We start from the raw sequence: 24,165 nt of genomic DNA on the forward strand, positions 1-24,165 counted from the left end.
ACATGAATAATTTTTGAAATTATAAAGACACATTATTATCATTAGTTAATTACAATAATATTATTAAAAAATATCTTACTCAAGAATTATGTATTCTAAAAACTAGTGATTTTGATGATTTAACAAAAGTTGCAACAATTTATTTTCAAGCAAAAAAATTTAACGAAATTCACTTTCATTTAAAGTTTGATGAACTTCCTGTTTATCAAACTTTTAAAACTTTGTTAATGCATAAAAATCATTTATGTTTAGATCAAACAAAAATTTGTTTTAGTTGAAATACTCAAAACCTTTTTAATCCAAAAACAATTAGCAATATTTTAGAACTATATTTATTAGATCAATTTCCTAATAACCCTTTAACTTTAAGTTTAGCAACTCAAAAAATTCAGTTAGAAAATGATCTAGTCACATTTGTTTTTGATAATCAAAATTCTTATCAAGGTTTTCAATTCGTTCATTCTGATATTAATAAGTTTTTATCATTATTTTTTAATAAAAATAATTTAAATATCAATTTTGTTTGTTCATTTGATCAAGAAGAAAAAACACCAACTACTGAATCAGTTAAACTAGAAGTTGAGAATGAAGTATCAGATGTAACATTATCAATTCCATTATTGAAAATCGCACCATTATCATCTGAAAAATTTTATCAAGTTTGAAAAATTGAAACTAAAATTAATTTTAATAAATCCAAAAATATTATTTTACAAATTAAAAATGATAATTTATTTTATGCATGTTTACTAGCAAATAAATTATTAACTAAAGATTGTTTTAAAAAACTAAAAACTAATGATTGAATTCAAATTAAAAAATTTTCAGTAAGTGATGCTAAAGATGCTAAATCAAGTGATTATTTAGTTGATGATTTTGTTATTGTTGATCTTAAGCAAACTATTACTAAAAAAGAATCATATCCTAACCAATTTGCTAATTTAAGTTTACATACCAAATCATCATCTCATGATGGTTTATTCACTTATGAAGATTTTTTAGCAACTGCTAGTTTCTATCAACATAAAGCTTTAGGAATTACTGATTGAAATGCTGTAACAGAATATCCTTTAATTGAAAAACTAGCAAAAAAATATCAAATTAAACCAATTTATGGTGTGGAATTAGAAATTTTAAACACACCAATTGCCATTGCAATTAATTGTGACAATAAAACTGAAAAAATATCAGAAGTTAGTTATTGTATTTTTGACATTGAAACAACTGGTTTGAATGCTTTGTTTGATGATATTATTGAAATTGCTGTAACTAAATTTGATAATCACATTAAAGTTGATAGTTATCAAACTTTTATTCAAACAAACCAAAAAATTAAACCTTTCATTCAAGAATTAACTAAAATTAGTAATGAAATGCTTGATCAAAAAGGTCAACCAATTGATCTTGCTTTAAAACAGTTTTTAGATTTTATTGGTGATAGTGTTCTAGTGGCTCATAATGGTATTAATTTTGATTTACCTTTTTTAAATGCTAAATTAATTGAAAACAATTTAAAACCATTAAGTAATACTTTAATTGATACACTACAAGTATCACGGGCTATTTTTAGTGATGAAAGAAGTCATAATTTAGGTTCTTTATGTAAGCGTTTAGAGATTCAGTATGATGAAACTGTTGCTCATAGAGCTGATGTTGATGTTGAAAAATTAGCAGAAGTTTTTTTTAAATTATTTGATTTCTTTCCTAATTATCAAATTGATTTAAATGATGATTTTAATCAATTAAATCTTAAATTACAATCAAAAGAATTAATTAAAAGAAACTTTAGTAATACAATTTGTGTTTATGCTAAAAATCAAGCTGGGATTCGTGATTTATATTACTTATTATCATTAGCACATACAGAATATTTTTATAGAATTGCTACAGTTAATTGAAACATCATTAATCAAAAACGTGATAATTTAATTGTTACTAATGCAGTTGATAATTCAGAATTATGAAATGATGTTTTAATGAATAATCATGCTGCTTTTAGTGCAAAAATTAAAAATTATGATTATGTTTTTATTCCTCCACCACAAACTTTTGCTCATGAAATTAATCGTGATAATTACACTTTAGCACAAGTACAAAAAGCAATTAAATTGTTTTATCAATGAACAATTGCAGCTAATAAAAAACCAATTGCTACAGCAATGGTTAAATATTTAAATCCTGAAAATCAAAATCAATATAGTGCTATTGTTCATGCTAAACAAATTGGTTCAATTAATCACAAATTATTTAGTTATCAAAAATCAAATGAAGTTTTACCTGATTATCAGTATCGCACAACTGATTTACTAATTAGTGAAATGCAGTTTTTGAATTTATCAAAAGCAGCAATGGATGATTTAATTTTAAAAAATAATCAATCACTAGTTGATCAAGTTGATGATCAGATTCAAATTATTAAACCAAAATTATGTGCTCCTAATTTAGATAATGATCAAATCAATTTTATTAATACTGCTAAAAATAATTTTCAAAAGAAATATGGCAAAAATCCTGATCCATTTTTAGTTAAACGCTTTAATCGTGAATTAGATGCAATTACAACTCATAATTTCACAATTATTTACTGAGCTAGTTATTTATTAGTAAAAAAATCAATTGAAGATGGTTTTTTAGTTGCTTCACGTGGATCAGTGGGTTCAAGTTTAATTGCATATTTATTAAATATTAGTGAAGTTAATCCTTTACCACCACATTATTATTGTCATCATTGTCAGTATTTAGAATTTGATCATCATTTTGCTAATTCTGGTTTTGATTTAGAACCTAAATCATGTCCAAAATGTCAAACTAAAATTTATGGGGATGGTCATAATATTCCTTTTGAAACTTTCATGGGTTTTAATGCTGATAAAATTCCTGATATTGACTTAAATTTTTCAGGTTTATACCAATTAAAAGCTCATAATTTTTTACGCGAAATGTTTGGAATTGAATCATGTTTTCGTGCTGGAACAACAAGTTCGATTGCTCTAAAAACTGCTTATGGTTTTGCACGTAACTATTATGAATTAATTAAAACTGAGCCAACTGTTGGACAATTAGAATGAATTGTTAATCAAATTATTGATGTTAGACGAACATCAGGGCAACATCCTGGAGGCATTTTAGTCATTCCTAAAGAATATTCAGTTTATGATTTTACACCAATTAACTTTCCAGCTGATGATTTAGCAAGTGATTGAAAAACAACTCATTTAAAATATGATTATTTACATGATAGTTTATTAAAATTTGATATTTTAGGTCATGATGATCCTACTTTTTTAAGAATGTTACACACTTTAACCAAAATTGATCCTAGAACAATTCCTAATCATGATCCTAAAGTTTTAGCATTATTTACTGATTGTCGGGTGATGGATGTTTATCCTAGTCAAATTTTAAATGAAACTACAGGAGCAATTGGTTTACCTGAATTTGGAACACAATTTGTGCGGGGCATGTTACGTGATGCTAATCCTTATAGTTTTGCTGATTTAATTCGGATTTCTGGATTAAGTCATGGAACTGATGTTTGAACTAATAATGCTGAAAATTTAATCAAAAAAAATAATTTGAAATTAAATGAAATTATTAGTTGTCGTGATGACATTATGATTTATTTAATTAATCAAAAAATCGAACCATTATTAGCATTTAATATTATGGAAAGTGTTCGTAAGGGTAAACAAATTCCTATTAATGCTATTAATACTTTAATTGAACATAATGTTCCTCAATGATACATTGATTCAGCTAATTTAATTAAATACATGTTTCCTAAAGCTCATGCAGCTGCATATGTTTTAATGGCATGAAGATTAGCATTTTATAAACTTTATTATCCAAAAGAATATTATGCAACTTATTTTAGTATTCGCAATGATTCTTTTGATATTGAATTATTAATTAAAAATGATCCTGAATTAATTCGTGATAAATATCGTGATATTAAAAGAAGAATGAATTCTAAAAATTTCACTGAACGTGATAGTGTTAAAACTAAAGAAAAAAAATTATTAACAGTTTATGAAGTTGCACTTGAAATGTTAGCGCGAAAAATTTATTTTGCTAACATTGATTTAGCAAAATCTGAAAGTGTTGATTTTGTTCCTTTAAATCAAACAAATAAAATTTTAATTCCTTTTAATGCCATTGATGGTTTAGGACAAATTATGGCTAATAACATTGTTGAGCAAAGAAAAATTAAACCATTTATTTCTAAAAAAGATTTAAAATTAAGAACTAAAATTTCAGATACTTTAATGGGAGTTTTTGAACAATTAAAAATTGTTGATAAATTAAGTGATACTAATCAAATTTCAATTTTTGATGTTTAAAAAACTAATCATTAGTTTTTAAATAATGAGAATTGTATAATAAAAATTTTAAAATTTCTGTTTGAAATTGCACTAAATATTTATGTGAATTTAACTTAATTTTCCCTAATTCATACACAATTAATTGGTTGTGTTTTAATTCATTAATTTGAATTTTTTCATACAAAAACTTAGGTAATAAAACTAAGTCGAATTTCAAATCTTTTTTCTTTAAAAATACTTCTAGAAAATTAATTCGAGTCACATAAATTCTTGCATTAGGAAATAATTTTTTAACTAAATATTCAATTTCTAAAATTCCATTAAAAACTAAATCAACAAAAATATAAACATTAAAAATTTTTTGAGCATATGATTGAATAATATTTTCAGCTAAAAAATGTTTTAAACGGTTAAAAATTAAATCATCATATTTTTTAAAATTATCTAAAAAATCATAACGTTCAAAATAAGCACGATCAAAAATAATTAAATCGTTCAATAACTGATTATCAATAATTGGTTCATTAATTAAATAATCAATTTCTTTATTAGTTAATAAGTTATAAAGACAAATTTGTAAACTTTTATCAAACGATTGATAATGTTGGCAATAGTAAGATGAGTTTTGATTCAAACGACATTTTTGGTAAAATTTTTTTAGAAAAATTGTTTCAAAATTAGCAATTAATTTTTTATTTTGATGATTGATTTTAAGTTCATTAATCACAAAATTAAATTTATTTTTTAAAATGTCATTAAAATGATTACCATTAATTAAATCTTGTTCATTAAATTTTTGATAATAATTAGTAGAATCATAATTAAGAAATCGATGAGCATAGGTGATTGAAAAGTTAATATAATTCCATCGTTCTAATTGGTGTTGGTGACATCATTTTTTATTAATGTCACATAAAATTAAATCTTCATGATAATTATCAATTGATAAAAACCATCAAGCAGCTACAAATTTAGCAAGGCTTTTAGGACAGAAGCAATGATTTTTTAATTCAACATCTAATTCATCTTTAAAAACATCATTCATTTTCACCATGATTCGATGGTGTAAATTTAAAAAAATCCTAAACTTAGTCATTCACTTTTTTTCTTTTTGATTTAAAAAACCAATGACTAAATAAAAAACTTCAGAAGCAGAATATGAATAAAAATTTTTTTCGCGGATTTTAATTTCTTCTAATTTTCTAATCGTTTTAATCGATTTCTTGAAACACAAAGCGTTTTTCAACTTCAATTAGCCTTTAATTACATTTAATTTTTATTCCAAAATTCAAAATGATTTTTCTAAAAACTAGGGCAAATTATTAGTTATCAAATCAATAAAAATTTCACATAATTACACAACAATATAATGATTTTATACTAAAAAAAAGTGATCTTAAAAATTTTAATCTTATTAAAGTTAATTGATTTGTGGGTTTTATCATTAAATTTTTAATTAAAATCACTTTATAATTTAATTAATTAAAATCTTCTTAAACTAAAATTTATTTCCTTCTAAAAACAATTAAAAAGTTATTAAAATATGCCGTTTTTACCTTCGATTTATAATGTTAGTCAGTATAGTTTATTATCTTCTAGTTTAAAAATTGAACAAATCATTCAACATGCTATTACTCATCAACATACAAGTGTAGTAATTACTGATTATAAAAACATGTTTGGTTATATTGAATTTTATAATCAAGCAATTAAAAATAATTTAAAACCAATTTTTGGATTAGTGATTAATTATCAAAATCAAGCTGAATTAATTTTATTGGCAAAAAATAAAAATGGTTTTAATAATTTAATTAAAATTTCTAGTCATGATCAATTTGATCTGCAATGATTGACAGATTTAGTTGTTATTGTTAGTGAAGGAACATTTGAAAATGATCAGCTAGATGTTTATTATGCTGATCATCCAACTAGTCCTAAAAGAATTTATTTGCGTAAAAATTTGTTTTTTAATCAAGAAGATTATCAAACTTATTGTGCAATGATTGCAATTAAAAATAACACTACTTTAGAACAAGAATTAATTAATCAAAATTATCTAACTAAAAATTATTTAAATCAAGAAGATTTAATTGATCTTAATGATCTAGGAGTACAAAATTTATTTCAAGTTTTAAATCAGTGTCAATCATTTTCATTAAACCAAAAATTACAAATTTTAAATTTTCCTACACCAAATAAAATTAGTGCTGAAAATTATTTAATTAATTTAGCTAAATTTGGTTTAGAAAAAATTGTTTTTCAAAACAAAAAACTAACAATTGCTCAAAAAGAAAAATACATTCAACGATTAAATTATGAATTAACAATTATTAATCAAATGCAATTTGCTAATTATTTTTTAATTGTTCATGATTATGTTTCTTTTGCAAAAAACCAAGGAATTTATGTTGGTCCTGGACGTGGTTCAGTTGCTGGATCATTAGTAGCATATGTGTTAGGAATTACTTTAGTTGATCCTTTAGTTTATAACTTATATTTTGAACGCTTTCTTAATCCTGCAAGAACTAATATGCCTGATATTGATATTGATTTTATGGATACAAGGCGTGAAGAAGTAATTCAATATTTATTTGAAAAATATTCTAATGATTATGTTGCTCAAATTATTACCTTTCAAACCATTAAGGCTAGAAGTGCAATTCGTGATATTGGTCGAATTTTAGCAATTGATTTAAAAACTGTTGATCAAATTGCTAAAACAATTCCTTTAGCCTATAATGAAAATTTAGCATTAGCAATTAAAGAAGTTAAAGCATTAGAAATTTATTACAAACTCTATCCTAAATTATTTAACTTAGCTTTAAAAATAATTAATACTCCAAGACAAATTAGCATTCATGCAGCTGGTGTAGTTTTATCAAACCAAAAATTTGGTGAAAAAATTCCTGTGATTAAAAATGCTGCTAATTTAAATTTAACCCAATATAGTATGGAATATCTTGAAGATGTTGGTTTAATGAAAATGGATTTATTAGGATTAAGAAACTTAAGTTTAATTTCTGATGTGATTAAATTAATTCACCATCATAAAAATGAAATTATTTTTATTGAAACGATTGCTTTAGATGATCCAAAAGTTTTTGCTTCATTACTAACTCATGGTACTACTGGTATTTTCCAATTAGAAAGTGAAGGAATGACAAAACTAACAATGCAATTCAAACCAAAAACAATTGAAGATCTTTCCTTAATTTCTGCTTTATTTCGTCCTGGTCCACAAAAGCATATTAATGAATTTCTTAAATGTCGCTTTAATCAGCAAAAAAACCCACCATTACATCCTAGATTAAGTCAAATTTTAGATCAAACATATGGATTTATTGTTTATCAAGAACAATTAATTGCTGTAGTTGTTGCTGTCACTAATTGTGATTTAGCACAGGCTGATTTGTTTCGATGATCAATTGCTAAAAAAGAAGAAGCAAAATTAATAGCATTAAAAGATCAATTTTTTCAACAAGGATTAAAAAATGATTATGATCAAAAATCTTTAGAAAAAATTTGAGATTTTATTTATCAGTTTGCTAATTATGGTTTTAATCATTCTCATTCAATTTCTTATGCTATTGTTTCATATTGATTAGCTTGATTGCGTTATTATTATCCACTAGAATTTTATTGTATGCTTCTAAGTTCTACAGGTGATATTAATCTTTGTATTAATCAAATTCAAGCATTAAATTATGTTGTATTACCACCAGATATTAATTATTCTCAAGCTGATTTTGTAATTAATAATAATCAAATTTATTTTGGTTTTAGTGCCATTAAAGGTTTAGGTAGTGAATCAATTAAAAAGATTTTAAAGATTAAAAAAATGATGAAAAATCAATTATTTGTTGATTTAAATGACACACTTTTACATTTACTAAAAAATGGAATTAATCCTAGTATTCTAAAAATCCTAAATCATGCAGGATGTTTTAATCAATTATTTACTAGTGGACAAAATAATTTATATGTTGATTATTTAATTGAAAATCTAACTAAACCTGCTTTTCAATTAAAATTAGAAAATAACTTAATGGATCATATGGAATATCCAATTATGACTCAAGAAGCAAAAATTAAATATAATGAATACCAACAAAATTTATTAGGTTATTCTTTTCAAGATCATAAAGTGAAAAACTTTAGAACTAAAACTAAAATTCAAACTAAATTAAACCAATTAGTTAATCAAAAAACAATCTATGAAGATTATTTAGTTGTAATTGAAAATGTCAAAGAAGCTAAAACAAAAAACAATAAATCAATGTTATGAGTTTATGTTTCAGACGAATCACAAAATGGTAAACGCTATCCTTATTTTGGTCACAACCAAAATTTATTTTTAGAAGCAAACTTGACTAAAGAAGTGTGCATTTTAACATTTGAATCTAAAAATAAAGACCGAATTCGAATTAAAGAAATTAAAAAGATCATTCATGAATAAATATCAAGAAATTTTTAGTACTAAAAAAGCAATTGTGATTGATGGTTTATCACTAATTTATCGTGCTTATTTTGCTACTTGATCACAATTAGCAACTTATTCCAAAAATAATTGAGTGCCAACTAATGCTGTTAGAATGATGATTATTATGGTAAGTTCATTACTAAAATTAAAACAATATGATTATGGTCTAGTTGCTTTTGATTTATCACGCAAATCATTTCGTACAGAATTGTTTACTGATTATAAATCTAATCGTAAAACAATGGAACCTGACTTAGTTAATCAACTACCAATTATTCAAAAAGCATTAGAACTTTTAGGTTTTAAAATTATTGCGCTTGATAATTTTGAAGCTGATGATATTATTGGTAGTTTTGCTCAATTTTGTAATCAAGAAAAAATTAATGTTGACATTTTTACTTCTGATCGTGATTTATTACAATTAGTCAATCAGTTTACTACTGTTAATATTTTAAAAAAAGGTGTTTCTGATATTAAAATTTATAATTATCAAAATTTTGCTACTATGAATGATGGCATTAATCCTGATCAAATGATTTATGTTAAAGCATTAGCTGGTGATAGTAGTGATAATTATAAGGGCGTAAGTAATATTGGACCTAAAACAGCAATTAAGTTAATTAAAGAACATCACAATATTGAACAATTATTTGATAATTTAAACCAATTGCCAACTAAATTACAAACAACTTTAATTAATCATAAAAACCAAATTGAATTGTTTTTAAAATTAGCAACAATTCTAAAAGATGTCACAATTCCAAAACAACTAGAATATTATTTACTAAAACCAGATCAAACTGAAGCAGTTGATCATTTTCTTAAACAATATCATTTAATTAATTTAAAAAAATTTTTTTAATTTTTATGCCTGAATTACCAGAAGTTCAAGTTTTTATTAATCATTTAAAACCATTAGTTACTAATCATAAAATTATTGGTTTGCAATTGAATTGTCCTAAAGTTTTAAAAAACATTAGTTATCAACAATTTGCAAAAAACCTAATTAATTTTCAGTTTACTGATTTAACTAGAATTGGTAAATACTTAATTTTTCATTTAAGTAATCAAAAAGTTTTGGTTTTACATTTAAGAATGGAAGGTAAACCATTCTATCAACACCAAGATCAACCTTATGATCAAAAACATGTTTTATTTAAAATTCAATTTGATAATCATTATGAACTAAGATATCATGATATGCGCAGGTTTGGAACAGTTCATTTATTTGATCAAAAAGATTATTTAGCACAAAAAGAATTAGCTAAATTAGGATTAGATCCAACTCAAACTAAATTTAATGTCAAATATGTTAAAAACCAATTATCTCAATCACTAAATCGTAGTGTAAAAACGGTTTTATTAGATCAAACCAAAATTTCTGGAATTGGTAATATTTATGCTGATGAAATTTTGTTTGCTGCTAAAATTCATCCTAAAACTTTAGTTAAAAATCTTAATGATGCTGATTTTAAAATGATTACTAAAGCAGCAAAATCAATTATTAAAAGTGCAATTAAACATCATGGTACAACTATTTTAAGTTTTCAATACAAACACAATCAATCAGGCACATATCAAAATCGTTTGAAAGTGCATACCCGTAAAGGTTTAAAGTGTCATCATTGTCAAACTAAAATTAATAAAATTAAAGTTAATAATCGTGGTACTTATTTATGTGATCAATGTCAAGTTTGAAAAACTTAATTACTTAAATTATCATCTTTATCGATCAGGAAAATGTTCGTTTAAAAATTTAAGAACACCATCTTGATCAGCAGGATCAGTAATATATGTTGCAACTGATGCTAATTCACAACTAGTTCTACCAACATAGACACTATTTTTAATTTCTTTTAAGCACATATAATCATTTTCACTATCGCCAAAATAAAGTACTTCATCCATATCAGCATCAAGTTTTTCAATGACATACTGAATTGAAAAATATTTATCAACTGATTTACAAAAAATATCTAAAATATCACTTTCAGAAGTTAAGCATTCTAAATTAGGTAAATTTTTTTTAACATAGTTTTTAACAATTGGATTTTTTTCAGCAGTACAGACTAAAAATTTTAAAACCCCATCACGAGAAATTAGTTCTTGATCTAAAGGAAAATATTTTCACATTAGTGTTCCTAAATTATTTTTAACTGCAGCTTCATTTAATTGTTTAATTCTTCAGTTTTTTAAATTATTAGAATAAAGTCGTTGAGAACTGAAAATAAAAAAATCACATTGCAATGATTGTAAATAAGAAGTTAGTTTACTAACATCAGTAGGAGCAATTTTAGCAATATCAATATGTTTAAAATCTGAATAAGAAATGCTTGCACCATTATTAGTAATTGTTGGTAATTCAGGAAGAATTTTTGCAGCAACATATTTAACCATTAAATAATGTCGACCAGTAGCAATTCCAAATTTAATATTATATTGATTACGAATTTTAAAAATTTTTTCAACTAAATTAAACCTTAATGTTTTATTACGATCTAAAATCGTGCCATCAAGATCAAAATAAATGTACTTAATTTTTGTTTCCATATTTTTTATATCAATTTTATAAAATATTTAATCATTTTAAAAATTTTTAATAAATAGCTTCACTAATTGTTGAAATACTAATTTCACTTAAACGACTATGTGAATCCCGACTAATCATAATTAAATCATTATTTTGATTATATACTGCTTTATAAATATAGATTACAGGATCAAAATCAGTTATATTTGAATCATTGTCCTTACAAATTACAATTTTCGTATTACAACGTAAAACAATATGTCCATTAACTGCTAAAAATTTTAAAATATCATTTTTAATTAAATTTTTATCTCAATTAAAAAATAGTTTTTCAGCAAAACCCATTTTAAAAATTCGGGTTTTTTCACCCTTTTCTTTTTCATAAAAGATTTTTTTGCAATAGAAAAACTCATCAAAATTTAAAACTGTATTAGGTTGAAGAAAATCATTAAAAACATTTGAATCTTTTAGTAGTTCATTAATGTTTTTTAATCATTTTTTACTTACTGAAACATGAAAATAATAAGGGTTTTTTGAAGGAGGATCTAAACTTAAAATACTATTATTTGTTAAATAATCATCAACAATTCAGTATTTACAACGAACTGGTTTTAAAATTTTACTTTTTTCTAATCGACTTAGTAAAAAATGACAACGAGTTTTAGTGATTCCTAATTTTTCTGACAAACTTTTTTCAGAAATAATATTTTTACCAATTTTTCAATCGCCACACTGAATTTTCAACATTACATAACTAATAAAAAAATGTTTAGTATCATTTGTTTCTGGAATTAAATTAATTTCATTATGATTGATATCATTAAAATCAATTTGATAATTTGATTCATTATTTGAATTACTAGTTTTGCTTACTAATTTACCACGTTTTTTATTTATTTTTTCAACCATTCAATGAATCCTTTTCTAATTTAATTTAAAAGTTTTTAAGCGATTGTAAATAGTTATTAAGTGTTAATAAAATGATTTTAAACTAAAAAATTTATGCTTTGTTTTCTGAACCAAATAATTTAATTTTAGCTAAAACCACTGCTTCAATTGCATTAGTTCCATCTTTTAATAATTTACGAGGATCAAATCCTTTTTTGATCATATTTTCAGCATGACCTGCTTTTATATATTGTGATACAGCATTAGCAAAAGCCAATTGTAGTTCAGTATTAACATTAATTTTAGCAATTCCTAAACTAATTGCTTTTTTAATTTGATCATTAGGAATTCCTGAACCACCATGTAAAACCATTGGTTTTTTAATTGTTTGTGAAATCTGATCTAAAACAGTAAAATTTAATCCTTTTCAATTTGCTGGATAAACACCATGAATATTACCAATACCAGCAGCTAACATTGTAATATCAAGTTGAGACATTTGCACACACTGATTTAAATCAGCTAATTCTCCTGCAGAAGAAACACCATCTTCTTCACCACCAATTGAACCAACTTCAACTTCAATTGAAACATTTAGTTTTTTTGCTTGTTCAACTATTAGTTTAGTTTTTGCTAAATTTTCTGCAAAACTTAAATGTGAACCATCAAACATAATTGATGAATAACCATGTGCTAAAGCTTCTTGACAACCTTCATAAGTACCATGATCTAAGTGTAATGCAACAGGAACAGTAATTTTTAAATCTTGGATTAATCCTGTTAGCATTGCTGCAACTGTTCTAAACCCACCCATATATTTCACTGCACCTAATGAAGTTGCAATAATAATTGGTGATTTTGCTTTCTCAGCAGCTAATAAAGTTGTTTTGGTTCATTCTAAATTATTAATATTAATATGAGGAATGGCATATTTTCCTAAATAAGCTTTTTCGATCATTGTTTTTGCATTAGTTAAAACGGCACTAAATTTTTGATTCATATTATGTTGATTTTCCTGTTTTTTGATTAAATTAAAATGATTAGTTCAATTAGATTGGTATGAAAATGAGATTTTATTTTCAATTTAGAATTTAATAATTTAAAATTTTTATTGAATTTAATTATATATTTCTAAATTTAAAAATCGATATTTTAATTAAATTATCATTACTAAATAAATGATTATTAACAAAATCATTAAAAAATTAAATGATTGATTGATGATTAGTGCAATAAGGAATAAATTTATGTTAATTGGTGATAAACCATTTTCAAGAATTGCTGATTCAAATAAAGAAAAAGCATACCAATTATTTGTTGCTAAAATTAAACCAATTTATCATGAAAATAATTTTACAAAAATTTATATTAGAACGATTTATGATTATGTGGCAATTAATGAATTAGAGTTTTTAGAAATCTATCTTTTTTCATTACTAAAAAAATGAGTGGCAGTTAATGAAAAATATGATTTAAAATATTTAAAAAAGTATCAAAAATTAATTAAGTTTCTTGAAATTGAAAATAAATTTGGTTTTTTAGAATATTACTACTGAGAACATTTAAATAATATTATTTTCACTAAAAATAGAACTTTAAAATCATTGAATCCTAATTTTTCAATGCATAAAAAAGAGACTAATTATTTCTTTTATTCTGATTTAATTTTTCACAGTGACGCACCTAAATTACACATCACTCATTTACAATGTAGTTTATTTGTAACTAATAAACGCTTAATTATTGTTAGCCCAACTATGTATCTTGTTTTTAATTTAAAAGAATTAAAAAACTTAAAATTAAATTCTAATAACGTCCGTTTTGATTTTGAAAAAATTTATTTTATTTTAGAAACTAATATTCCTGAAGTGATTTATATTTCTTTAAATCGGATGATGCAATTGAAAAGATAAATAATCTCATGTTACCTAATCATCTTAAAGCAAAAATGAATATTGTGCCTAAAAAGCCAGGGTGTTATTTATGAAAAAATCAAAATCAAGAAATTATTTATATTGGTAAAGCAAAAAACTTATTTAATCGAACTCATTCATATTTTAGTAAATCAAATAATTTAAGAACTCAAAAAATGGTTTCAGAAATTAAAGATTTAGATTATTTTATTGTTAAAAACGAAAATGAAGCTTTAATTTTAGAATCGACTTTAATTAATAAACACCGACCTAAATATAATGTTTTATTAAGAGAAAATAAAAATTATCCTTATTTATTTTTAACTAAAGAAGCAAAACCAAGATTACTTTATACTAGAAAAAAAATTGCTAATTTAGCTGGGCAGTATTTTGGTCCTTTTGCTACTAGTGGATCACAACCATTTGAATTGTATAACCTTTTAAAAAAAATTTTGCCAATTCAAGATTGTAAACATAATTGAAACCAAGAATGTTTTAATTGTGAAATTTTAAAACGGATTAAAATTCCCCTTTTAGCAGAAGATCAGCAAGATTTTAAGAGTATTGTTAATTTAATTAATAAAATTTTACAAAGTAAATCAACTGATTTAATTGATTATTTAAAACAACAAGAAAATCAATCTAAAAATAATTGGGACTTTGAAACAGCACATAAATTTTTAAATTTACAAAAAGCATTAATTGAAATTAATCAAAATCGTTACATTCAAATTAGTCGTAGTCAAATTGATGTCATTGGATTTAAGGTTGATGAAAATTTTATTGCAATTACTATTTTTAGTTGGGTGAATGAAAAACTAATTGCTAAAACTGAAAATGTTTTTGCTTATGTTGAAGATTGGAAAAATAGTTTTAATTCTTTTTTATATGAAATATATAAACAACAAAAAACTAGTTTAAAAGTTTATTTATCATACAATGATGAATTAATTAAATTATTAGAATCAAATCTAAAAGTGAAATTTGTTGTACCACGAAAAGGGAAATTTTTAGAATTAATTACTATAGCAATGCAAAATGCTGAATCAGCATTAGAAAAATATTTACTAAAACATAATGGTCAAATTGCCCGAACTGCAGAAGCTAATCATTTACTAAAAGAATTATTAGAATTATCAAAACTAAAACGAATTGAAGTTTTTGATGTTAGTCAATTTTTTGGTACTTATCCTGTTGGAGCAATGGTTGTATATGAAAATGGTTTACCAATAAAAAATCAATACCGTAAATATTTAATTAAAAATGCTGAAGGCACTTCTGATTATCAATGTTTAAAAGAAGTCTTATACCGTCGTTATACTAATTTGACAAATCCTAAATTAACTTTACCTGATTTAATTATTATTGATGGAGGTAAAACCCACTTAAATTTATTAGAAAAATGTTTAGTTGATTTAGCCCTAACTATCCCTGCAGCTAGTTTAGTTAAAGATAATAAACATCGTACTAGAACAATTATTTATCAAAAACAAGAAGTTAAAATTGACAAACCGAATTTAATTTATTATTTAACTAACATTCAAGATGAAGTTCATCGTTTTGCGATTACTTTTTTTAAAAAACGAAACATTAAGGGTCAAATGAAAAGTGTTTTAGATGATGTTAGTGGTTTAGGCAAAACTAGAATTAAATTATTATTAGATAAATATCATGATGTTTATCAATTGCAAAAAGCTGAAACTGAAGAATTAAGTCAATTAATTCCTAAAAAAATCGCAATTGCTTTAAAACAAAAATTGCAAAATTGACTTGATCAAAAACAAAAAATAAAATAATTATTTAATTCTTATTTATAATAAATATAAATTAAGATATTAAAAATCGGTTATTTATGCTCTTAATAGTCTCAATTTGGAATCAATTAAAAAAATTAATCTAATTAAATAAATTTAAAATATAATAGTTTTATTATGAAAAAAGAAATGTACTTTCAAATCGAAATTTTTTGTTCATCTTGTTTAGCAAGTATTGATAAAGTTTTTAAAAAATATCACAATGTTGCTTATACAGTAGATAGTATTAATGGTATTTTAAAAGTAGTTGATAATCAAAATGAGTTAAATGATCAACAGTTAATCAAGGAGTTAAAATCTATTGGGATTAAAATCGAAAAATTTGAGTAAAACAACAAAAAATTTAATCAAACTATCTGTTATTTTATTACTTAGTTTATTTTTTATTTATACAGCTTCAGTTATTCTAACTGATCTTATTAAAAAAGGATCAGGAGTGCATTCAGGATTAGGATTATTAAATAATCAATTAGTAATTCCAATTATTGTTTTTAGTTTTATTAACATTTTTATTTTGCAGATTAAATTTTTTAGAGAATATAAATTATTATTTAAAAGAATTTTTCGTATGGACTTGCTAATTACTTTAGCTAGTCATATTACTTTTTTGTATGCTTTAATTAATTTGATTATTAATCAAGTTCAAAATAATCCAATTCTTGAATATCATTTTTGGGATGTTAATATTGTTTTATTTTTATTTTTTACAATTGGTAGTTTTTTAGAAAACAAACTAAAACAAAAAAATACGATCAATATTAGAGAATTATTGTTTTTTTTAAATAAAGAATCAACGATTATTAAAAATAATGAAAAAATTAAAGTTCAAAGAAGAGCAATTAAAAAAGATGATTTAGTGCTAATTTCTAAAGGTGAAATGATTTGTGTTGATGGCTATTTAATTGATCCAGTTGCCTCTTTAGATTATTCTCAAATTAATGGTGAATTTATGCCTAAAACACTTAATAAAGATGAAGTTGTTTTATCAGGTGCTGTTAATTTAGGTGAAACAATTAAAATAAAAGCAAAAAGTGATGTTAATGATTCTAGATTAGTTAATGTAATTAAAAATTTAGAAAAAATCGTTCAATCAAAAACTAAAATTGAAGTCCTTTCACAAAAAATTACTAGATGATTTATTCCTAGTGTTTTATTATTATCATTAGTTACAGCAATTATTTGACTAATAAGTGTTTATCTTGCCCAACCTGATTTTAGTAATACAATTTATCAAAAAATCTTTGGTTCACAAAGAAATAATCCTTGATCAATTGCGATTTGAGTTGGTGTTTCAATATTAGTAATTGCATGTCCATGTGCGTTTGCGATTGCTACACCAATTGCAATTTATATTGCTTCAGCAGTTGCCACTCAAAACAAAATTTTCTTTGCTAATGCTGCTGTTTATGAAAGAGCCTTAAAGCTAAAATACATTGCTTTTGATAAAACAGGAACACTAACAACAGGTAAAATTAAAATAACTAATTTTTTTGGTGATCAAGAAAAACTAATTTTTGCCAAATCATTAGCACAATTATCAACTCATCCAATTTCTAATGCAATTAATTCTTATATTGAAAATAAACAACATTTATCTTTAGAAAATGTTAAAGAAATTCCTGGAATTGGTATGTTTGCTGTTTATCAAAACAAAGAGTATTTTCTAGGTTCATTAAATTATGCAATTAAAACAAATAAAATTAATCAGATTCAGTTTGAACAAAAAGAAAGTAGTTCTTATGTAGTTTTATGTGAAGATAATAAAGTAGTTAATCTTTTTGAAATTACTGATCAATTAAAAGATGGTGTTAGAGAAGTTTTAAAATTTTTAGCAAAAAATAAAATTAAACCTCTAATTTTATCTGGTGATGATATTGTTCATGTGCGTCATATTGCAGAAAAACTAGGCATTAGAGATTATTATGCTAATTTATTACCTGAAGATAAAGCTAATATTATTGAAAAATATCAAAAAAATAATCAAGAAGTTGGTTATGTTGGTGATGGCATTAATGATATTCTTGCTAGTAAAAAAGCTCACATTTCCTTTTCTTTTGCAACAGGAAGTGATTTAAATAATTCTTTAAGTGATATTACTTTAAATGAAAATGATTTAAATTTAATTCCAAAAGCAATTTTTTTAATTAAAAAAACGCTAAAAACAGTTAAACTAAATTTTTTATGAGCTGTTCTTTTTAATTTCTTAGCAATTCCTTTAGCTATTTCAGGAATAATATTTCCTGAAGTTGGAGTATTTGCTATGTTTGCTTCTTCTTTTTTAGTGTTATTTAATACAATCTTTTTTAAATATCGAACTAAAAAACAACTTAAAAAAATATAGTTAATTAATTATTATTTAATAGTTAATTAACTATTAATTATTTAAAACATTCAAAAAACTCTTTGATAAATTTTATTAAAGAGTTTTTTTATTGGTTTTTTAATATTTCACCTGCTCCCCCTACTTTCATCAATCACCAAATTAGGGTTGTTACCATTTGCATTATATTTAATTGCTTGACCCAAATCAGCTTTAGTAATTGAATTACCACCACTCACCCCCCCACTAATAGAAGCAAAAAACATTTGTGGACTTTGATTAAACATCTGCACTACTTGATCAATGCTTTTACCTCTCAAAACATCTTTTAAATCTTCTGGTTTTTTCCACTCAATAGTTGTACTTGTAGTACTAAATCCAGCTCATTGATAAGTTGCTATTAGTGGGGCAATTTTTTTATTCTCATCAGCTGGTAAATTAATCGTTCAAGTCACAGTTCCAGCTAAATTGTTAGCTAATAAGCTAAAGGCTTTTTTCTTATCTTCTTCTGTTTTTTTAACTCATTCAGCATTGTTAGTTGTCACTGCATTCAAATCTAGTAAATCAGCTGCTGTAACTGCACTTGCAGGTTTTTTGATTAACTCATAATATTTTTGTTTTTTGGTTTCATCAGAAGTGTAAGCACTTTCAGTGAAGAGTTTAGAAGAAGTTTGATTAGTTGTACCACTCACACTAGTTCCAATAAAACTAGTACTTAGTTTTTTCAATCCTTGATACACAAACGTTTTAGACTTTCATTTGCTTGGAAACTCTAAACTATTATTATTACTAAACTTAAATGAAGGAACATTAACTTGAAAACTAATAGTTCCAGAAGTTGCATCTTTAGTTAAGTTAGTAATATACTGTTGATTAACATTGTGTAAATCACTATGATTACCATTAATAATATCTGCTGTTGTTTTAGATGAATCAGCTAATAAATTACCTAAATAGTTGGTTTTAAGGGTGGCTGCAATTTTATCTTTAGTTATTTGATCATACCCCATTAAGTTGCCATCAGTAAAGAGATTTTGAATGCTCTTAGGTGCAGGCAGAACAATTGTGTTTGATTCTGATTGATCATTTTGGTTTTGCTGCTTAGTCTTAGCCATATCCACATCAGTTCAAGTGCCTGTTTGATCTTCCACCTGCAACTGCCCCTTAACAAAGCCAGTCACAGTTTGATTAATATTTTGATCAATTGTTCGTGTTTCATTTTTAGTTGCTTGAACTTCATGATTTTTAGGCAACAACCTTCCATTTGCAGAATATCCTGGCAGATACACTTTAAACTGATACTTTAGTGTACCACTAGTATCATCAAAGTCTAATTGCACTTTAGTGCGATCTAGTTGTTGTAAATAAACTTGATCAAATTGTTTACTTGATTTTCAAAACTGGTTTTTTCCAGTTAAAATATTTTCAGCACTAATAACTTGAGCAAATTTGTTTTTGTATTGGCTTAGGTTGAGGTTATTGTTAGTGTTAGTCCCTGCTGGACTCTTCACTTCTTTAGCTAAATTTCCCTCATTCTGCAACTCACTCTCTACCTGATTCACGACATAAAAATAGCTCGTATAACTATATAACCCATTAGTATTAGTATAAGCTGATTTGTATGGGGTATTCTCGCCTTGTCTAATCCCAAAACTACTAGGTTGCTTAATATTTGTCAATCATAAGTTAGGTGCAAGTCCAAAAAGTGCTGCATTGTTGTTGTTAGTGAAAAATGCGCGCAAGCCTGGAACAACACCGTTTGCACTTGGACTAATAATATCAGCATTGTTATTTGTCAACTTCAAAAAACTGATTTTATTATTCACTCCAGTAGTATTGTTTAAAGTTTGCCCACTAGGACTTAAACTAATTGTTTGATTGACATTATCAGTAGTAGTTGCATCATAAAAAACATTGCCATCATATACAGGTGTGTATGCTTGGCGGCGGTGAGATCTAGCAAAGCTTTTAGCACTTACTAAATATGTTCTAAATGGTTTATAGCGGGTTCAGTGGATGGGGGAAGAATTGCCTGAAGATTTGTCTCCAGTGAAAAAACTGGGGCTTCAATTCCCACTAAATTGTCTCACCCCCCATCAGCCATGAGGGTCTTGTCCGTTTTTTCCACTAATAAAATCACTAATGTTGGGGGGGATGGTGTTATTGCCAGATGAATCTTTAAACTTCTTAAAATCACTTGCTTTAGGTACGGTTCATTTGATGCCTTGACTATTATCTGATCCGTTTTTATAAGATGTACCCGCATAAGGATCAGGTTGTCCCTGTTGGTTCCCTCCATTACTAGTCATCTGGACATTATTATCCCACATGTTCCCTTCAGTCCCATCAGCCCTACTATCCTCCTTCTGCTCAAACAACCCATAACCATTAAATGATCTTATAGTATAAACACTATAAGTGTTTCAAATGTAGCTTGTTCCTGGTAAATATTGCTTAGTTTGTCCAATTTGATTAATTCAAGGATAAATACTATCAGGTTCAGGAACTAGTAGTTCAGCATTGTTATTGTCTGAGAAGGGACCTTTTTGGTCTCTTGAAGCAGAATTATACTTACTAATAATATCTTGTTGCTGCATATAATACCCTGACATCTTAAAATCCTCACGCCCTACAAACAAGTTGACACTTTTAGTTTGAGGAGCAATAATTGCATTTGGATCATAATTCACATTGCTTTGACTAAAAATCATGGGCGCAACTAAATGGTTGTTAGCAAAGTTGAAGTAGGGTTGATTGCCTCCAGAGTCAACCATCATGTTGTTATTAAGACCATTATTAAAAGTAACATTACTATCAAACTGGTTATTACTATCTGGCACATCATTAAAATTACCAAAAGTTAGTCCTTTAATTGGAAAAGGCATTGACCTTCATCTAGCTACTTGCTCATCTGTGTATTTTCAAGATTTGCTGTTGCCACTCCCTGTTTTCTCACTTGTAGCATACACATTAATTCCATATGGGCCACGAATGCTTGGATCTTGGATTGGAAGTAGTCCTTCAGTATTACTTGTTTGCTGCAACGAATATCATGGAATGCCATACACTCCTAGTGGATCTTTTTCTGTTCCAATTCCTAATAAGTTGTTAGCAAGATCAAAGTAGGCGAGCTTAATTTTTAAGTAGTATCTAGGGATTTGTTTAATTTGGTTATTATTTAAGGAGAAGTATCTTGGAACATCTTGATGAATTGGGTTGGTGTATTGTGCTAGTGCTTGGGATTTGGTGACATTATTAGAATTTGCCCTAGTTGTTTGATCTTTAGAAGAATTTGGGTTAGGATCTTGACACATCTCTGTGTCACTCTCATTACTTGCATTTGCACACCAATCAAACGGATCAAGTACATATGAACTAACATCAATCATTTGCTTTAAATGAGCATTATTAGCACTAATTTTATATAGTTTTGGGAAATGAGACTTTTCAAACTTGATGGGATAATTGCTATTACCAAATTGTAAATTAATTAGAAAACATTTTTATTATCAAATATCAATCAAGATGTAATAATTAATTTATGTTATTAAAACTATTAATTATTATTTAATAGTTAGTTTTAAATTTAAATTTATTTTTGAAACAAAATAGTAAAAGAATCATAAAAATAAAATAAAAATATCATGCATTAGATTTCTAAACATGATATTTTTATTATTTATTTAAAAGTGAGACTGTTGGTTTATTAAACCATTGTTTCTTTTGTTTTTTTCAAAAACTCACTCATTGCAGGGAATTGGTTTAAATCAGGGAATAATTTTGTATCAATAAAATATTTATAAACACTATAAAGTTCTTTTCGATTAGCAGTTTGACCCTGTTCTCCCTTATAGTGCAAGTCTCTTTTAACAATATTAAAATTATCACTAATAGGGAAATTTTTAGGATCTACAAATGATAAAGCTTGATCTAAACTAATGTTAAATTGTGCTTGAAGCATTACTAAAGTTGCAAGAAGAACAGTTGAAGTAGGTTGAATTCCAAACAACTTTGTTTTTACATTATTTTTTTCAAAATCTTTCTTATCTTTATCAAATAAAAGTGAATTTCCACTTTCAATTTCTTGCATGTCTAAAGCAAGCATGTTCTCTCAAGAAATAGAAGGATCTAAAATAATTGCTTGACCTTCATGTCCATTAGTAAAATGTTTGATGTATTCTAATGCTTGTTCTCCTCTATAAACTGGATGAAGTTTATAGAGATAATTGTATTCACTTGAAGGATAAAGCTCTAATATTTTTTTAAAGTATTGATGCAACTCACTTCGAGATTGAGTGTCTGAAATAATTCTTCATTCTTTACCTTGATCTTGTCTGAAAAGTGAAGAACCAACAAAAATTAAATTCTTTTTATTTTTATCTAATTTTTCTTTTCCATGAACAATCAAATCTTCTAGTTTTTTATTATGTAAATTAACTAACTTATTATAATCATCTAAAAATTCTTTTTCATTTAATTCAGGCAGATATTTATTTAGATATTTAGCTATATTAGAATAATTAAGTGGATAATCATGAATGTTAATTTTAGCTCAACTTAAATTTTTTTTATCTAAATCATCATTAAATGCTTGAATATATTTTCCTGATAAATTATAAATACGGAACTTTTCTTCAAGAGTATAAAAATAATGATAATCAATTTGAGATGGTTTATCAGTTTTTAAACTATCTCATGCTTGAAGAAGTTGCTCTTTTGTATAATGCTTTTTTTGATTTTTAATGTAATTAATGTAATTATCATTAATAAATTTATATGGTTGAGCATTTCCATCAGATAAAATAACAATTTTATTAGCGTGTTTTAAGATAAAATCTCTAGCTTGTTTATTTAATGCAGTATAAGAAATATCAGGAATGTAAAAATCAAATAAATTCACACACTTATCTAAATAAGGTTTTAAGTAGGCTCTTAGTTCTTGTTCAGTTCTTGGAAAAATTGAATAATCAGAAAAATAATCTGAAAAAGAATAATTTTCTAAATATTTGGGATTATCAAGAACTAATAATTTTCCTGAGTTAACATTAAATTGTTGTGAATATGTTTTTAATGCTACATCTCCATATTTACTTAGTAAATGTGCAAAATTAAATCTTTGTGGTTCATTATTAAGTGTTTTTTGATAAGAATTGACTTCAGAATCAATTAAGTAAACTACATCATTATAAGGGTGTTTATTTTCTTGTTTATTAATAAGTTGCAATTGAGCTACTAATGCAATAAAACTAGAAATAAAAAATTGTGATGCATTTCGAGATATAAAAACACTTGGATGTTCATTATATGCTGATTCAATTATTTCATTGTTGAATTTTTCAAATTTTAATCCTATTGGATCATTTTTTATACTTTCAAGATTTAAAGTTGGTTGATTAATATTACTATTATTTTCCTTCATTGTTTTTGAACTACAATTACATGGAGCAACTGAGTTTTGACTACATGAAGCAGCTATTAGTGAAGCGCTCATAATTAAAGGAAAAATTAATCAATTTTTTTTATAATTTTTATATTTTTTCTTATATATATATATATATATATTTCATATGGATAAATTGCTTATTTAATTAAATAAAATTTAGTTAATAAGAGTTTTTACATCTTTTAACTATTTAATATAATTATGACTGAAATTTTACATTTTTATTAATTTTCTAAAAAAAAAGGGATTATTGTGGATTAAAGAATGAAAAAAAATTTTTAAGAAAATTTGATATATCAGATTTTTATAAACCACTTCTGCATTGTTAAACTATTAATATGTATAGCTAATTAAAGCATGAAGAAAAGACGCCATAATTTTCTTAAAACGGTCATATTATTTATTTGTGTTAATACTATTATCAAAAGTGTAGTAAATTTAATGCAACTTTGTTT

General features: G+C 25.1%; 14 protein-coding genes. 8 read left to right on the top strand and 6 right to left on the bottom strand.

What is annotated here, in order from left to right; translation table 4 throughout:
• Positions 1–2: 2 nt before the first annotated feature.
• Complete coding sequence (locus tag MCAV_RS00310; protein WP_391591907.1) at positions 3–4,340, top strand: PolC-type DNA polymerase III; 4,338 nt, start codon at positions 3–5, stop codon at positions 4,338–4,340.
• A gap of 4 nt (positions 4,341–4,344) precedes the next feature.
• Here the strand turns inward: MCAV_RS00310 and MCAV_RS00315 are convergent, their stop codons facing one another.
• Positions 4,345–5,568 (bottom strand): hypothetical protein, encoded by a 1,224-nt coding sequence (locus MCAV_RS00315; RefSeq protein ID WP_391591908.1) that lies wholly within the window; start codon positions 5,566–5,568, stop codon positions 4,345–4,347.
• 297 nt (positions 5,569–5,865) lie between these two features.
• Here MCAV_RS00315 and dnaE point away from each other — a divergent pair, with 297 nt between their 5' ends.
• Genes dnaE through mutM form a run of 3 tightly spaced genes read left to right on the top strand, consistent with a single transcriptional unit; the run spans position 5,866 to position 10,509 of the window.
• Positions 5,866–8,778: a DNA polymerase III subunit alpha gene (dnaE, locus tag MCAV_RS00320; protein WP_391591909.1), complete on the top strand. Its 2,913-nt coding sequence runs from the start codon at positions 5,866–5,868 to the stop codon at positions 8,776–8,778.
• Positions 8,771–9,664, top strand: coding sequence for a 5'-3' exonuclease H3TH domain-containing protein (locus MCAV_RS00325; protein ID WP_391591910.1), 894 nt, complete (start codon positions 8,771–8,773; stop codon positions 9,662–9,664). Before dnaE ends, MCAV_RS00325 begins: the two co-directional genes overlap by 8 nt.
• 5 nt (positions 9,665–9,669) lie before the next feature.
• Positions 9,670–10,509 (top strand): DNA-formamidopyrimidine glycosylase, encoded by an 840-nt coding sequence (gene mutM / locus MCAV_RS00330; RefSeq protein ID WP_391591911.1) that lies wholly within the window; start codon positions 9,670–9,672, stop codon positions 10,507–10,509.
• 18 nt (positions 10,510–10,527) lie between these two features.
• Here the strand turns inward: mutM and MCAV_RS00335 are convergent, their stop codons facing one another.
• The 3 genes from MCAV_RS00335 to fba all read right to left on the bottom strand — a co-directional run bounded on the left by MCAV_RS00335 (position 10,528) and on the right by fba (position 13,220).
• Positions 10,528–11,352, bottom strand: coding sequence for a Cof-type HAD-IIB family hydrolase (locus tag MCAV_RS00335; RefSeq protein ID WP_391591912.1), 825 nt, complete (start codon positions 11,350–11,352; stop codon positions 10,528–10,530).
• A gap of 46 nt (positions 11,353–11,398) precedes the next feature.
• Positions 11,399–12,241, bottom strand: coding sequence for a hypothetical protein (locus tag MCAV_RS00340; RefSeq protein WP_391591913.1), 843 nt, complete (start codon positions 12,239–12,241; stop codon positions 11,399–11,401).
• A gap of 91 nt (positions 12,242–12,332) precedes the next feature.
• On the bottom strand, positions 12,333–13,220 hold the full coding sequence (gene fba / locus MCAV_RS00345) for a class II fructose-1,6-bisphosphate aldolase (protein ID WP_391591914.1): 888 nt from the start codon (positions 13,218–13,220) through the stop codon (positions 12,333–12,335).
• 247 nt (positions 13,221–13,467) lie between these two features.
• Between fba and MCAV_RS00350 the strand changes: the two genes are divergently transcribed.
• From MCAV_RS00350 to MCAV_RS00365, 4 genes are all read left to right on the top strand, one after another.
• On the top strand, positions 13,468–14,133 hold the full coding sequence (locus MCAV_RS00350; RefSeq protein WP_391591915.1) for a hypothetical protein: 666 nt from the start codon (positions 13,468–13,470) through the stop codon (positions 14,131–14,133).
• 8 nt (positions 14,134–14,141) lie between these two features.
• Positions 14,142–15,929 (top strand): excinuclease ABC subunit UvrC, encoded by a 1,788-nt coding sequence (gene uvrC, locus MCAV_RS00355; RefSeq protein WP_391591916.1) that lies wholly within the window; start codon positions 14,142–14,144, stop codon positions 15,927–15,929.
• 147 nt (positions 15,930–16,076) lie between these two features.
• Positions 16,077–16,277, top strand: a complete 201-nt coding sequence (locus MCAV_RS00360; protein ID WP_391591917.1) for a hypothetical protein — start codon at positions 16,077–16,079, stop codon at positions 16,275–16,277.
• Positions 16,270–18,288: a heavy metal translocating P-type ATPase gene (locus MCAV_RS00365; RefSeq protein ID WP_391591918.1), complete on the top strand. Its 2,019-nt coding sequence runs from the start codon at positions 16,270–16,272 to the stop codon at positions 18,286–18,288. Before MCAV_RS00360 ends, MCAV_RS00365 begins: the two co-directional genes overlap by 8 nt.
• A gap of 41 nt (positions 18,289–18,329) precedes the next feature.
• On the opposite strand, the gene MCAV_RS00370 is transcribed toward MCAV_RS00365, so the two are convergent.
• Together MCAV_RS00370 and MCAV_RS00375 are read right to left on the bottom strand one after the other, a co-directional pair.
• Positions 18,330–21,656 (bottom strand): hypothetical protein, encoded by a 3,327-nt coding sequence (locus tag MCAV_RS00370; RefSeq protein WP_391591919.1) that lies wholly within the window; start codon positions 21,654–21,656, stop codon positions 18,330–18,332.
• A gap of 317 nt (positions 21,657–21,973) precedes the next feature.
• A complete protein-coding gene (locus tag MCAV_RS00375; protein ID WP_391591920.1) occupies positions 21,974–23,758 on the bottom strand; it encodes a hypothetical protein in 1,785 nt (594 codons plus the stop codon).
• Positions 23,759–24,165 lie beyond the last annotated feature (407 nt).

The sequence above is a fragment of the [Mycoplasma] cavipharyngis genome (assembly GCF_042984175.1).
GTDB lineage: Bacteria > Bacillota_I > Bacilli_A > Mycoplasmatales > Mycoplasmoidaceae > Mycoplasma_N > Mycoplasma_N cavipharyngis.